Here is a 13020-nt window from a genome sequence, read left to right as displayed (position 1 = left end):
ACTATCCGAGCACGGTGCCGAGAATACCCATCAAGTCCGATTCCTTGACAGGTTTGACCAGGTAGTCCTTAGCACCCTGACGCATGCCCCAGATCTTGTCAGTCTGCTGATCCTTGGTCGTGACGATGATGATCGGGATATGCGCGGTTTCCGGATTCTTGTTCAACTCGCGCGTTGCCTGAAAACCGTTCATGCCTGGCATCACGACATCCATCAGGACCGCGTCGGGCTGACTGCGCTTGACGAGCGCGATACCTTCTTCGGCATCCTTTGCCACGGACACGTTGTGTCCGTTTCGCTCCAGCATCGTCTGGAGCACATAGATCTCCGTGGGAGAGTCATCGATTACCACAATATGTGCCACTTGCATCCATCCTCAAAATATTCGTGTTTGCGCGCAAATTATACGGACAAGCCTTCGCCGTCAGGGGCAACGAGAACACCCGATCAGGCGAAATCGCTTGATTCGCTCGGGGCCTGCTGATCGGCTTTTGCACCCGACGACGCAAAACGCCCGATGGCACCAAACAGCTCCTCGCTGGTAAAGGGCTTGGTCAGATAGTCCGACGCGCCGACGATATTACCCCGCGCCTTGTCGAAAATACTATCCTTGCTGGACAGCAGGATCACCGGCGTTTCCGAAAAACGGGCGTTATGCTTGATGATGGCGGTAGTCTGGTAGCCGTCGAGTCGCGGCATGAGAATATCGATGATCACGATATCCGGGGAAAAGTCACCGATTTTCGCCAAAGCGTCAAATCCGTCGACTGCGCTTTCAATCACGCAGCCCGCTTTGGACAAAAGGCTATCGGCCGTGCGACGAATCGTTTTACTGTCGTCGACAATCAAAACCTTGAGCCCGGGAAAGGCCAGAGGATCGGAAGACCGCTCATTCGAGTTATCCATGTTCGTACGTCCCGTTTGATGACCTGCCTTACGATAAGGCATTTCTTATATCCAGTGCCAAGAATGTACCCAAGGCAAACCGCTTTGGCAAACAAATCGAATCACAGGCAGCAGACAACAAGTTGGTCTAGACTGACCGAAGTTGGGCCAACGTCGCCCGCGCCCGCGCGCACGAAGAATTTCCGATCGGTACCGCAAGCCTTTGCCCGCCCCTTCCCGGGCATGGGCGCCTCTGACGCCCGCCGACCAGAGCCCGCATAACCAGATGAATTTACCAGAGATAGCCTGCATGTCACTCGAACACATCCGTACCCCGCACCCCGAACTCGACGCCCATTACTGCGGTCCCTTGCTGGAAATCGAATCGCATATCATCTGTCAGCATCGCCAGATCGAGTCCTGGTTCCGATCGCAATGGCTGCAACACCCCGCGCCGTTTTACGCCTCCGTCGATCTACGCAACGCGGGCTTCAAGCTGGCGCCCGTCGACACCAATCTGTTTCCTGCGGGGTTCAACAATCTGAACCACATCTTCGACCCCCTGATGGTTCAGGCCATCCAGGCCGCCGTGGAGCACGCCTGCCCGGAAGCCCGTGACGTTCTGATCATTCCGGAGCGACATACTCGAAATCAGTTCTACCTCGAGTCACTGGCGGCCCTGGTCGATTTCGTCGAACTGGCGGGCTTCGGCGTGCGCATCGGCTCCCTCGACCCGATTGACGAGCCTCTGCACTTCGATCTCCCGTCCGGCCGCCAGCTCACGCAACACCCCATCTGCCGGGTAGGGCGCCGCATTGAGGTCGATGGCTTCTCTCCCTGCACGATCCTGCTGAACAACGACCTGTCTGGCGGACGGATCCCGATTCTCGATGACCTCGAACAGACCGTGATTCCGCCCGCCGAGCTGGGCTGGTGGAACCGCTCGAAATCCGACCACTTCACGATCTACCAGAAACTGGTGACGGAACTCTGCGAAGTCATCGATCTGGATCCGTGGCTGCTGACCCCGCTCATGCGGGACTGCGGGCAGATCGATTTCCTCAAGCGCGAAGGAGAGGCATGTCTGGAGCAGCAGGTGCGGGAACTGCTGGCAGAAATCCAGGAAAAATACGATACGCACGGCATCCGGGAAAAGCCGTTCGTGGTCATCAAGGCCGATTCGGGCACCTACGGGATGGGCGTCATGACCGCCCAATCCGCCGAGGAGGTCACCCAGCTAAACCGCAAGCAGCGCACCCGCATGCAGGCCAGCAAGGAGGGCCTGGGGATCAAACGCGTCCTCATTCAGGAAGGCGTGCACAGCTTCGAGAAGGTCTCCATCGACCAAAGTGCCGAAAAATTCGTCGCCGAACCGGTCATCTACATGGTGGACCATTTCGTCGTGGGCGGCTTTTATCGGGTTCACACCAAGAAGGGCATCAACGAGAGCCTGAACTCGCCGGGTGCCTCGTTCGTTCCATTACCGTTCAACGAGGCCTGCAGCCTGCCCACCCCCAGCGCCTCGCCCGACAGCGAGCGCAACCGACTCTACGTCTACGGCGTGGTCGCCCGACTGGCCCTGCTGGCCGCCGCCTACGAGCACCAGATGATCCAGGCCAAGACGCCTCAGGCACCGACCGACGCCCCCGCCAAGCGCGAGGTCGTGGCATGAAACTCGGCGTCGTCATGGACCCGATACAGGCCATCAAACCCTGGAAAGACACCTCGTTCGCCCTGATGCTTGCCGCGCAATCACGGGGCTGGACGCTGTATTACATCGAGCCGGACTGGCTTTATGCCGAAGATGGCCGCGCCAAATCCGACATGTGCACGGTGAGCGTTCGCGACACCCGCGAGGACTGGTTCACGCTCGGCCCCAAAATTCGTTCGGATCTGGCCGAGCTCGACATCATTCTTCATCGGCAGGACCCCCCCGTCACCCTGAATTACCACTACGTCACCGCCCTGCTGGAGCTGGCCGAACGTCAGGGGGTGCTCGTGGCCAACCGGCCAAATGCCCTCCGTGCCGCGAACGAGAAGCTCCTGGCCCAACACTACCCCGCCTTCTGCCCGCCCACGCTGGTGACCCGGAACATGACGCAACTGCAGGAATTCCTCGAGACGCACGGGCACATCGTCGTCAAACCGCTGGACGCGATGGGCGGCAGTTCCATTTTCCAGGTCACGCGCGACGACATGAACGCTGACGTGATCTTCGAGACCATGACCGCCAACGGGCTCATGATGGCGCAGCGTTTTCTACCCGCCATCCAGGAGGGCGATCGACGAATTCTGCTCATCAACGGCATTCCGGTGGATCACGCCCTGTTGCGCCGCCCGCCGGCCGACCGCTTCCGCGCCAATCTGGCGGCTGGCGGACAAGGCACCGTGGTGCCGCTTCGCCCTCGCGACCGGGAAATCGCCGCCGCCGTGGGCCCCGATCTCGCCCGTGCCGGATTCTGGTTCGTCGGCCTGGACGTCATTGGCGACCACCTCACGGAAATCAACGTCACGAGTCCCACCTGCGCCCGGGAGATCGATGCGGTCTGCCGCAACGACCCGGCCGGACAGCTGCTCGATTTCCTGGCGGAACAGCGCCGCACGGTCACCCCGACCGCCCCCACAACTGCCTGACCCTGCACACCGAAATCCCCATGACGTCCCGCCGCCACTTCCTGCACACCCTTGCTGCCACCCCGATTCTTGCCAGCAGCCTGATCGCCGGTTGCAGCCGATCGACACCACGAATCACCGAAGAGGGATTCATGGTGTTCAACATGCCGATGACCTTGCGTTTTGCGGACGAACCCCCCGAAGCGATCACCGCCACGGTCAATGCAGCTGCCGGCATCGTCGAACCGCTGTACCGAAGCATCCACCCCTGGAAGCCGAGTGACTTGACGCGCTTGAACGCCGAACTCGCCGCGCACGGCCGGGCAACGGCGACGCCCACCATTCTCGACCTCATCAGAATCTCGCGCACGCTGTTCGATGCGACCGAGGGCACCTTCGACCCGACGATCGGCGCGCTGATCGCCGCCTGGGGATTCCACAACAGCCATGTGGACCAATCCCACCCACTCCCTTCCGACGCCTTTTTGGACGCCTGGCTGGAAAATCCGCCCAGCATGAACGATGTCTCGGTCGAAGGACGGGAAGTCATCGTCCGCAACCGACGCGTTCAGTTCGACTTCAACGGCTGCGCCGAAGGTTATGCGGGGCATCTCGTGATCCAAGCCGCCCAGAAGGCCGGCGTCAAGAACTGCCTGTTCGATACGGGCGGGGACCTCTTCATGATCGGTCAGGCGGGCGACAAACCCTGGCATCTGGCCATCGAAAACCCCCTGAAGCGCGGCGTTCTGGCCAGCATCGACCTGGCCGGGCATCAGTCGCTCAACAGTTCCGGCAACTACGAACATCGATTCATCTATAAGGGCGAAGCCTATTCCCACATCATCAACCCCAAGACAGCCCGCCCCGTCCGCCGGGTTGCAGGCAGTACCGTGTGGGCCAATCACTACGCCATCAGCGACGGGGCAACCAAGGGCGTCATGATGCTCGAACCCGAACAACTGCCTGCTATGATTCGCAAATTAGGTTTGAATGGTGTTCTGTTCATGGAGGAAGATGGCGCACTGTGGATGAGTGACCGCATGCAGGCCGCCGCGCACCTTATCCAGCCGATTGCGGGATTGACGAGCACGCACCGGGTACCACCCGTCTGAGGACGCGACGGGATCTGGCCCCGGTAACAGCCGCCACCCACTCATCTCTCAAGGAAGCGATATGAATTACTGGGCACTCGATCAAAACGACATCGCCAGCGACAAACGACTGGCCTTCGCCATGGTGATTGCGCTGGGCCTGCACGCATTGCTGTTGCTGCTCATCTTCGCCAGCCCGCCACCGCCGCCGCCCAGAGCGCCCAGTATCGAACTGACCCTGGATGCCCCGCTGGCCAGTAAGACGGTGGATGCCTCGCCGAGCCCCAGCCCGGTCATCAACAAGGAACTCACCACGCCTTCGCTTGCCAGCGCACAGGGCACGTTCTCCGACACGATGACCCCGCCGAAACCCGGTAGCGGCAAGACAGACCAAGGAAGCGAAGGCGCTACCGACAGTCCGGTCCACCTGCCCTCCCCCGACCTGTTCAACCGCCTGAACCAGGCCGTGAGCCAGTCCCTGAAAACGGGGTACATGACCAGCCGAACCGTGGATGGGCCCGCCGGTCAATATCTGGCCAAATGGAAAAGGCAGGTGGAAAGCTACGTCAACCAGCACTACCCGGAAGAGCTCAAATCCCAGCATCTCTCTGGGCAACTGATTCTCGAAGTCACGGTCAATCAGGGCGGTCACGTCCTCAACATTGCCGTGCGTCAATCCTCTGGCAACACGACCATTGACGAGGCGGCAAGACGCATGGTGCAGCTGGCCTCACCCTACCCGCCCTTTCCGCCCAAGCTCGCGGCCCAGTACGATCAGATCAACATCACCCGGACCTGGCTGTTCACCAGCGGACAACAATTATCCACCCACTAAGCGATTGATCTGACATAATTCGCCCCCACATTCGGGCGCACCGACACAGGGCGATTGCGCATGGTCGCCGGGAAACCTATACTCGTCGGCTGTTTATTCGGCATCAAGCCCAAGATGGCGTTGCGCGCGCACGCTCCCATTTCGACGACAACAGTGATCCGGCATCCCGCCCGGACAGAGGTTTTGGCACATGGCAGTCACGCTCCCACCCGGCTACAAACCCTCGGAATCCGAGGAATACATGAACCCCATGCAACTGGAGTACTTCCGCCAGAAGCTCCTGGCATGGCGTGAAGAGCTCCTGCAGGAGTCCGAATCGACGGTCAACCACCTCCGCGAGGAAAACTGGCAGGAACCGGACATCAACGACCGCGCCTCCCTGGAGTCCGATGCCGCACTGGAACTGCGCACGCGCGATCGCTACCGCAAGCTGATCAACAAGATCGACAAGGCGCTCAAGCAAATTGCCGAAGGCACCTACGGATTCTGCGACGAGACGGGCGACGAAATCGGCATCCGCCGTCTGGAAGCGCGCCCGATTGCCACGCTGACGATCGAGGCCCAGGAACGACACGAGCGACTGGAGCGCGTACAGCGTGACGACTGATCTCAGCCGACGTCGCATCCTTGCCGCCGGCCTGCTGGCCGGCACGCTGCTGTTGGGTATTCAGGGCGCAAGCGCCGAAACCAATCCCACACCGCTGCAGCACACGGTTTCCGTGGAAATCACCACGAATCTCGGCCAGATCGTCCTTGCTCTGGACCCCGTCAAGGCGCCGAAAACCGTCGAAAATTTCCTGCATTATGTGAAAAGCGGATTCTATGCCGGGACGATCTTTCACCGCGTCATCCCGGGCTTCATGATCCAGGGCGGCGGCTTCACCCCGAACTTCCGCCAGAAACCGACCGACGCACCGGTCATCAACGAGGCAAGCAATGGCCTGCACAATCTGCGCGGCACCATTGCCATGGCGCGAACCAGCGATCCGAACTCGGCGACCAGTCAGTTCTTCATCAATGTGGCCGACAACCGGTTTCTGGACTACACCGCACCCACCATGCGCGGCGCCGGTTATGCGGTCTTCGGCCACGTAACCCGGGGCATGGGGGTGGTGGACAAGATCGCCCATACGCCGACCGGCTCCGGCGGTCCGTTCCCGCAGGACGTGCCCAGACAGACGGTCGTGATCGAATCGATCAAGATCCTGCCCTGATCCGCAAGACGACGATCGTCGTTGCAGAAAGCAGCAAGGCACGCTCTCGGGGGCGTGCCTTGCTGCTTTTCATGGCGTACGGCCACCGCTCAGCAAGGACGATTGATCAGGGATCGACCTGACCGTTCCTCCGCCCAGATGATGGACGGGCATTTGGCGCTGACTTGTCCATATCCAGCAGGGGCAACCAGTACCAATACGTCAACCACCGGCGCACCCAGGCATCCAGATGCGCGTCAAGCCGATCAGCCAGCCAGCGTGACCGCGACTCGGTATCCCCTGCCGCCGGTGGCGTGAGCTTGGGTTCGATCACGGCCCGGTAGCGTCCCAGGCCATGGGGCTCGATATGTACAGGGAGAATGTCCAGACCGTGCTGCACGGCCAAACGGGCCGCGATCCAGCGGTTGCCCGCATAAGGGATATCGCGGCCAAGACTGGGCGCCCAGACGTACTCGTCCTTTTCCTCGTCAATGAACAGCACGAGGCTTCGACCCCGTGCCATCGCCTTGCTGACGTGACGCATCGCGGCAGGACCTGCCGCCACATAATCGGCCTCCTGCCCATCCGCAAACCGCCACCCGGCCCGGGATTTATGGGCCAACTTAGCCCGCACCCCTTGACCCAAGGGCAGGTAGATGTCGCACCATAACCCGCCGATCAGTTCGGGCACCCGCCCCATGAACTCCCAGTTGCCGACATGGGCCGTGGCAATGATCACCGGCCGGGACAAGTTCTCCAGATGCTCGGCGCCCACAATCTCCAGCCGCCCGGCACGAACCATGCGATGCAGGATGGGTATCTCGGCGTAAACACGCCCGATGTTCCGGGTGTGCTCAATAATCAACCCCTCGCGCGCGCGCGGATCGGTAATGCCCAGGAGTCGTTCGAGACTGACGTGCATACGCCCGACCCAGAGCCGCTGGGCGGCGATGGCCCGCCGCCCAGCGCGCGCGCCGAGCCAGGCACCAATCCGGGACACCCAGTCGATGGGCAGGAAACGAAAGAGGTAAGCCAATAGCAACTCGGCCCGATCCTTCAGGGTCAGCCGAGTTACCTTCGGTTTGGTCGACGGGCTGGACAGCGCCGGGTCGGTCATGACGACCGCGGCTCCAGATACATCGGCAATCCCCCCCGGGGCCGCAGAGTCAGGCGACATTCGATATCCACCGAATGCTCAGGCGCCATCCGCGCCCGGAAACGCTGCGCCAGTGTCGCCAGGCAGAGGATGCCCTCGGTGAGACCGAAACGCATGCCCAGACAGACCCGGTGCCCCACGCTGAACGGCAGATAGACGAATTTGTCGGGCCGAGGCTGCCCGGGAAGGAATCGCTCGGGAATGAATTGATTGGGCTTTTCCCAGAAGAGTTCGTGACGGTGGAGCAGCCAGGGGATCACCAGAATGATCGAGTTCTTCCGCAACGCCTTGCCCCGAATCTCGTCACCGGCTCGGGCCTGCCGGCTCAGCACGGGCACCGGCGGATAGAGACGCATGGTTTCCTCGAACACGGCGCGGGTATAGGGCAATTTCGGGACATCCGCCAACGTGGGTGCGCGGCCGCCCAGGACGCGATCGAGCTCCTCGTGCAAGCGATCCGCCGCGCGAGGACTGTGATCCAGCAGATACCAGGCCCAGGCCAGGGAGTTGGCGGTTGTCTCGTGACCGGCCATGAACATCACGATGGCTTCGTTACGCGCACCCAGGGCGTGCAGAGGGCAGCGCTTCTGCCCCCGGCTGCCGGGGTGCCCCTCGAGCAGCATCGACAGCAGCGTGACGCGATCACTGTCCTTGCGCGCCTTGTGCCGCTCGATAATGCGATCGATCACTTCGTGAATGCGGGCTGCTGATCGTTGCGCGCGGAACCGCGACAGGGGGTTGCTGAGCCACCGCAGGTAGGGCAGCCCGAAGGTGTCCGCCCAGTTCATCTGCTCGATCGCCTTCTGGTAGGTCGAAAAGCCATCGACCACCTGGGCCGCCTCCGCATCGGAGGTATCGTCCCCGAAAATCGTCCGCCCAATGATCAAGGAGGTCAGCCGCGCCATCTCATTCAGCATATCGACCGGCTGGTCATGCGGCAGGCGTGCCCACCGATCAGCCATCTCCTGCGCGGACTCCACCATGACACCGGCAAAATCGGGCAGACGCTCGGCCTCGAAGGCCGGCGCGCAATAGTCGCGACGCTCCTTCCAGAGCGCGCCATCACTCACGAACAGACCATCGCCCAGCAGCGGCTCCAGCGCATGGCGCATCTGCGGGCTCTTGCGATCGTAATTATCGTGCTCCTCCAGGAACACGCGCTTGACCGTGTCGGGACTATTACAGACAAGATAATGCTGATTCAACAGCTGAAACGCGAAGGTAAGGCCCCGATAGGCGCGCTCCGGCCAGATGGACAGGAGATTCGTCTTGAGTTCGGAAAGTGTTCGCGTGCTATCCAGCCACGCGGTTGGCGGTATGACCTTGACCGGATCCGGTTCGGCGAGATCGCGGCAGCCCTCCGGAAGCGTCAGGCGAGCAAATTCAGTCATAGGGTCAAGTCATCCTTGCCAGAGTGTTTTCAACGCATCGAATCGCGGCACGGCCAACCGAACCATTATTTGGCCGCATTCTTAGCGGATCGGTAGTGGCTTCATTATAATCAGAATCGCAAACCCAACGACATACACGCAGGTGCCCGAAGGCCGAACCAACAGCCGGTTGCACGCACACGCACCACCCAGGCCCACAGCATGCACCCAATCATAACGGACAGTGCCGCCCTTGGCCCGATCCTAGATGCCCTACCCCAATCCCCATTTGTGGTCATGGATACGGAGTTCCTCAGGGAATCCACCTATTACCCTCAGCTTTGCCTGATCCAGATCGCCACGCCCGATGGACTCTGGCTGATCGATCCCCTGGCCAACCATCTGGATCTGCAACCCCTCTGGGGTACCCTGAACGGGGTGCCCCAGCCCATCGTATTCCACGCGGCCGAGCAGGATCTGGAATTGATGTATCTGGCGGCGGGCGCCCTGCCAGGGCATATCCACGACACCCAGATCGCCGCGGCACTATTGGGCCTTGGCGAGCAAATCGGCTACGCCCGGTTGGTCCAGCACTTGATGGCCGAGGAACTGGACAAGTCCCAGAGCCGAACGGATTGGTCGACGAGGCCCCTCACGGAGGCGCAGTGCCAGTATGCCGCCGACGACGTGCGTTTCCTGCGGCTGATCTACCCCGACCTGATGCAACGGCTCGCAGAAATGGGACGACAGCACTGGCTGGAGGAGGAATGCGCGGCCCTGAACGACACCCTCCGTTTCCAGCCGGAAGACGATCGACAGTGGCGGCGGGTTCGCGGCCAGCAGCGTCTTTCCGCCCAACAGCTATCGCTACTCCAGGCGATCTCGGCCTGGCGCGAGCAAACCGCCCGCGCACTCAATCTGCCCCGACGGTGGGTGCTGAGCGACGATTTCGCCATCGAACTGGCGATCAAGCCACCGGAAAATCAGCAGGCGCTCCTCGCCCGGCGCCACTGGCCGAAGCAACGTACCCCTGCGGAAGCAGCCGAACTGATCGATCGGCTGGACGCGGCCCGGCAACTGCCGGCCGACCAATGGCCGCAACCCGTCCGCTTTACTCGTCAGGATCCGGAAACGGCGGGCCTGCTGGTCCTTCTACAGGAAACCGTCCAGCAGGTCGCTCAGGAGACCGATCTGGTACCGAGCCTGCTGGCGACCACGGATGACCTCCTCACACTCATCCGCACACCGGATCGCCCGCAGCGACTCACGACCGGTTGGCGGGCCGAGGTCATCGGTCATCGCCTGCGCGCGCTGCTGCCGGACTGAGCGGCGCGGCCACCATCACGCACGCGGGCACCGCGGGCAACTGCTAAACTCTGTCCCACAACATTTTTGAGGGAACCCGAACCATGAACCCACAAGACATCATCGCGCAAATCCAGGCCGTACTGCCCGACGCCCAGGTCAACCCCGAAGGCGAGGGCTGCAATTTCCGCATCGAAGTCGTCAGCAGCGCCTTTGCCGGCAAATCCATGCTGCAGCAGCATCAGATGGTCAACAAGATCCTGGCACCCGCGATCACCTCCGGCGCGCTGCATGCCGTGACGCTGAGCACACGTGCCCCCCAAAACCCGTAATAATCCGACGAATCCGCTACGTGCCCAGGAAATCCGCCATGTCAAACACACCTGAGAAATCACTCGACGAACTCACCGCCGCCGAACGCACCGAGCTGGAAGCCGCCACCTTTCGGCGCCTCATCGCACACCTCGACGAGCGAACCGACGTCCAGAACATCGACCTGATGAATCTGGCCGGTTTCTGCCGGAACTGCCTGTCCCGCTGGTATCGGGAAGCCTCGGAGGCGCGCGGTACGCCGCTGAGCGATCACGACGCGCGCGTCGCGGTCTATGGCATGCCCTACGCGGAATGGAAGGCCAAGTACCAGACCGAGGCCACGGACAGCCAGAAAGCCGCCTTCACGGAGGCCTTCAAGAACCACGGCTAGGCCTCAGGGGGTCTCAGCTTCCGGCAGGGCGGGACGCATCGCGACCTGCCGCATCAGAAGGTCGGCCACTTGCCCGCGTCGAGGCTCTTTTTGGCCCGATCGGTAAAGAACGCCACCTGAGCGTGCTCGTAGGGTTGGGTATCGTTGGCGGTCATCATCCGGTACCAGCCGGTGTAGATGGCCGTGAGCTGCGCGATGCTGTACCCGGAAACCTTGCGCGGGTCCGGGTCATCGTTCGCAAGATCCTGCAACTGACTCTGGGTCAGCTTGGCGATGTGGACGATGGTCTCGACCAGAAGATCCTTGCTGTGGGCGGGGGCGGTCCCGGCCAGAATGGCGGCGGCATCCTTCACCGCCTGAGGATTGTGCTGCAGGCGTTTCGCCACGGCGTCGAGCATGGCGGCGGCACCGTGGAGCGCACGATCGGCAGGCACCGGGAAACCGTTACCACCCGTCGACTCCACCTGCAGCTTGGCGATGGCGACCACTTCGCGCAACCGCGGCAAACCGAGCTCCCGGGCCCGTCGATCGGCGATATCCAACGAATTCGGCGTAATCGCCATCCCCCCGTTCAGCCAGCGCTGAATGGTGGTGGACAGGTTCTCCCGCTCGACATACTGGAACTGCCCCACTTTCCAGGGCAGGATCTTGTCGGTCGGCACCTCGCGCACCAGCTTGGACGCGTCCGGGGCGTTATCCGCCCCGCCACTCGTCAACGGCGAATTGCCCGAGGGGCTGCAGGTGCCGTACAGGGTCTTGTCCGACCCATTCACCACGTCGCTGAGCGTAATATTCACCGTGCCGTCCGGGTTGATGGACTGGATGATGCCGTCGGCATAACCGTCGTTCATCAGATTCTCGGCATATAGAGGGATGAATACACGATCCCCTACGGCAAAATCGGCGGCAGCAACGAGCGGACTCTGGCCCCAGGCGCTCAACGCCAGGCATAACGGAATCAGGTAACGAAATAGCTTCATGGATCACTCTTCATACATTTATTGGGTCATAGGGTTATAGCACGATGGAACACAAACGGCTGGCGATCCGCGATGCCTGGGGGTTGATCGAGGTCGTGGAGGAAGCGGGAGAGATCACGCTCCGATTCGGCAATCACACCGCCCAATCGGGCTGGTTTCCGGCACGCCCCGACCAGCTAGCCTTCGGTTATTACCGCGCCCTGCTCGCTGGCTTGGCGTTCCACCCGAATCCTGCGCGTTTGAATCTGTACGGCCTGGGCGGTGGCGCACTGGCCCGCTTCCTGCTGCATTACACAGACCTGCGCATCACCGCCCACGATCTTCGTCCGATTTTGCGAGACATCGCGCGGGAACACTTCGATCTGAATACCGAAGATCCCCGTATCGACCTCAGATTCGGCGACATCGCCGACCACCTCTGGCTCATGGATACGCCGCCGGCTGATCTGATCTGGCTGGATGTGTTCGATGAGGACGGCATGGTGCGCATTCCCCCGCGCAGCTTCGCCGTACTTTCCGATCAACTCGATGACGACGGGGTTCTCTGCGCCAATATCTGGCGCAATTCCCTCAAGGACGTCGCCCATATCAACGACCAGCTGGCCCGATACTTTTCCCCGACCCCGTTGATCCTGAACGTACCGGACCGCTTCAACACGGTCGTACTGTACCGCAAGACGCCCTGGACGGCCGAAGACGTCGCCGAGGCCCATACGCGCCTGCCGCAATGGGCACCCGCCGTCCGGGACACCATCAAGGACACGCTGCCCTGGTTGCAGTCCACCCCCCGACTGCGTCGCTGAACCAGCACGACCGATAGGTAATCGTCGACGCCCATGAAAAAGCCGGGATACATGGATCCCGGCCAATTTCGTACCGACAGCGATCG

The 13020-nt window shown here is 61.6% G+C and carries 15 protein-coding genes; 10 read left to right on the top strand and 5 right to left on the bottom strand.

What is annotated here, in order from left to right; genetic code table 11:
* Window position 1: 1 nt before the first annotated feature.
* Both A9404_RS09715 and A9404_RS09710 read right to left on the bottom strand, forming a co-directional pair.
* Window positions 2-364, bottom strand: a complete 363-nt coding sequence (locus tag A9404_RS09715; protein ID WP_066103181.1) for a response regulator — start codon at window positions 362-364, stop codon at window positions 2-4.
* An 83-nt stretch (window positions 365-447) separates the two neighbouring features.
* The gene (locus A9404_RS09710) at window positions 448-906 is read right to left on the bottom strand and encodes a response regulator (protein ID WP_066103178.1); all 459 of its coding nucleotides are present in this window, start codon (window positions 904-906) and stop codon (window positions 448-450) included.
* A 289-nt stretch (window positions 907-1195) separates the two neighbouring features.
* On the opposite strand from A9404_RS09710, the gene gshA reads away from it, so the two are divergent.
* From gshA to A9404_RS09680, 6 genes are all read left to right on the top strand, one after another.
* Complete coding sequence (gene gshA / locus A9404_RS09705; protein ID WP_066100850.1) at window positions 1196-2557, top strand: glutamate--cysteine ligase; 1362 nt, start codon at window positions 1196-1198, stop codon at window positions 2555-2557.
* Window positions 2554-3519: a glutathione synthase gene (gene gshB / locus A9404_RS09700; protein WP_066100847.1), complete on the top strand. Its 966-nt coding sequence runs from the start codon at window positions 2554-2556 to the stop codon at window positions 3517-3519. The genes gshA and gshB overlap by 4 nt, the downstream gene beginning before the upstream one ends.
* Window positions 3520-3539: 20 nt before the next feature.
* Window positions 3540-4610, top strand: coding sequence for an FAD:protein FMN transferase (locus A9404_RS09695; protein ID WP_066100844.1), 1071 nt, complete (start codon window positions 3540-3542; stop codon window positions 4608-4610).
* A 61-nt stretch (window positions 4611-4671) separates the two neighbouring features.
* A complete protein-coding gene (locus A9404_RS09690) occupies window positions 4672-5424 on the top strand; it encodes an energy transducer TonB (RefSeq protein ID WP_066100841.1) in 753 nt (250 codons plus the stop codon).
* A gap of 190 nt (window positions 5425-5614) precedes the next feature.
* On the top strand, window positions 5615-6031 hold the full coding sequence (gene dksA, locus A9404_RS09685; RefSeq protein ID WP_066100838.1) for an RNA polymerase-binding protein DksA: 417 nt from the start codon (window positions 5615-5617) through the stop codon (window positions 6029-6031).
* A 52-nt stretch (window positions 6032-6083) separates the two neighbouring features.
* A complete protein-coding gene (locus A9404_RS09680) occupies window positions 6084-6638 on the top strand; it encodes a peptidylprolyl isomerase (RefSeq protein WP_231880987.1) in 555 nt (184 codons plus the stop codon).
* A gap of 106 nt (window positions 6639-6744) precedes the next feature.
* On the opposite strand, the gene A9404_RS09675 is transcribed toward A9404_RS09680, so the two are convergent.
* Window positions 6745-7734, bottom strand: a complete 990-nt coding sequence (locus A9404_RS09675) for a lysophospholipid acyltransferase family protein (RefSeq protein WP_066100832.1) — start codon at window positions 7732-7734, stop codon at window positions 6745-6747.
* On the bottom strand, window positions 7731-9164 hold the full coding sequence (locus A9404_RS09670) for a cytochrome P450 (RefSeq protein WP_066100829.1): 1434 nt from the start codon (window positions 9162-9164) through the stop codon (window positions 7731-7733). Before A9404_RS09670 ends, A9404_RS09675 begins: the two co-directional genes overlap by 4 nt.
* Window positions 9165-9365: 201 nt before the next feature.
* Between A9404_RS09670 and rnd the strand changes: the two genes are divergently transcribed.
* The 3 genes from rnd to A9404_RS09655 all read left to right on the top strand — a co-directional run bounded on the left by rnd (window position 9366) and on the right by A9404_RS09655 (window position 11151).
* The gene (gene rnd, locus A9404_RS09665) at window positions 9366-10469 is read left to right on the top strand and encodes a ribonuclease D (protein ID WP_082922885.1); all 1104 of its coding nucleotides are present in this window, start codon (window positions 9366-9368) and stop codon (window positions 10467-10469) included.
* An 83-nt stretch (window positions 10470-10552) separates the two neighbouring features.
* Window positions 10553-10780 carry a BolA family protein gene (locus A9404_RS09660; RefSeq protein ID WP_066100822.1) on the top strand — a complete coding sequence of 76 codons (228 nt, stop codon included), beginning with the start codon at window positions 10553-10555 and terminating at the stop codon, window positions 10778-10780.
* Window positions 10781-10818: 38 nt separating this feature from the next.
* Window positions 10819-11151 (top strand): DUF1244 domain-containing protein, encoded by a 333-nt coding sequence (locus A9404_RS09655; protein WP_066100819.1) that lies wholly within the window; start codon window positions 10819-10821, stop codon window positions 11149-11151.
* Between the two features lie 53 nt (window positions 11152-11204).
* On the opposite strand, the gene A9404_RS09650 is transcribed toward A9404_RS09655, so the two are convergent.
* The gene (locus A9404_RS09650) at window positions 11205-12131 is read right to left on the bottom strand and encodes a hypothetical protein (protein ID WP_066100816.1); all 927 of its coding nucleotides are present in this window, start codon (window positions 12129-12131) and stop codon (window positions 11205-11207) included.
* A 44-nt stretch (window positions 12132-12175) separates the two neighbouring features.
* On the opposite strand from A9404_RS09650, the gene A9404_RS09645 reads away from it, so the two are divergent.
* Window positions 12176-12934 carry a class I SAM-dependent methyltransferase gene (locus A9404_RS09645; RefSeq protein ID WP_066100813.1) on the top strand — a complete coding sequence of 253 codons (759 nt, stop codon included), beginning with the start codon at window positions 12176-12178 and terminating at the stop codon, window positions 12932-12934.
* Window positions 12935-13020: the final 86 nt, after the last annotated feature.

This window comes from Halothiobacillus diazotrophicus (assembly GCF_001663815.1).
Classification (GTDB): Bacteria; Pseudomonadota; Gammaproteobacteria; order Halothiobacillales; family Halothiobacillaceae; genus Halothiobacillus; species Halothiobacillus diazotrophicus.
Note: the sequence above shows the minus strand (reverse complement) of the source record. Positions and strands in the feature narration are given on the sequence as shown.

Coding starts and splice junctions, on each gene's coding strand:
- A9404_RS09655 (WP_066100819.1), top strand. CDS start 10,819: ATGTCAAACACACCTGAGAAATCACTCGACGAACTCACCGCCGCCGAA.
- rnd (WP_082922885.1), top strand. CDS start 9,366: ATGCACCCAATCATAACGGACAGTGCCGCCCTTGGCCCGATCCTAGAT.
- A9404_RS09695 (WP_066100844.1), top strand. CDS start 3,540: ATGACGTCCCGCCGCCACTTCCTGCACACCCTTGCTGCCACCCCGATT.
- A9404_RS09690 (WP_066100841.1), top strand. CDS start 4,672: ATGAATTACTGGGCACTCGATCAAAACGACATCGCCAGCGACAAACGA.
- A9404_RS09660 (WP_066100822.1), top strand. CDS start 10,553: ATGAACCCACAAGACATCATCGCGCAAATCCAGGCCGTACTGCCCGAC.
- A9404_RS09710 (WP_066103178.1), bottom strand. CDS start 906: ATGGATAACTCGAATGAGCGGTCTTCCGATCCTCTGGCCTTTCCCGGG.
- A9404_RS09650 (WP_066100816.1), bottom strand. CDS start 12,131: ATGAAGCTATTTCGTTACCTGATTCCGTTATGCCTGGCGTTGAGCGCC.
- A9404_RS09675 (WP_066100832.1), bottom strand. CDS start 7,734: ATGACCGACCCGGCGCTGTCCAGCCCGTCGACCAAACCGAAGGTAACT.
- gshB (WP_066100847.1), top strand. CDS start 2,554: ATGAAACTCGGCGTCGTCATGGACCCGATACAGGCCATCAAACCCTGG.
- A9404_RS09645 (WP_066100813.1), top strand. CDS start 12,176: ATGGAACACAAACGGCTGGCGATCCGCGATGCCTGGGGGTTGATCGAG.
- A9404_RS09670 (WP_066100829.1), bottom strand. CDS start 9,164: ATGACTGAATTTGCTCGCCTGACGCTTCCGGAGGGCTGCCGCGATCTC.
- dksA (WP_066100838.1), top strand. CDS start 5,615: ATGGCAGTCACGCTCCCACCCGGCTACAAACCCTCGGAATCCGAGGAA.
- gshA (WP_066100850.1), top strand. CDS start 1,196: ATGTCACTCGAACACATCCGTACCCCGCACCCCGAACTCGACGCCCAT.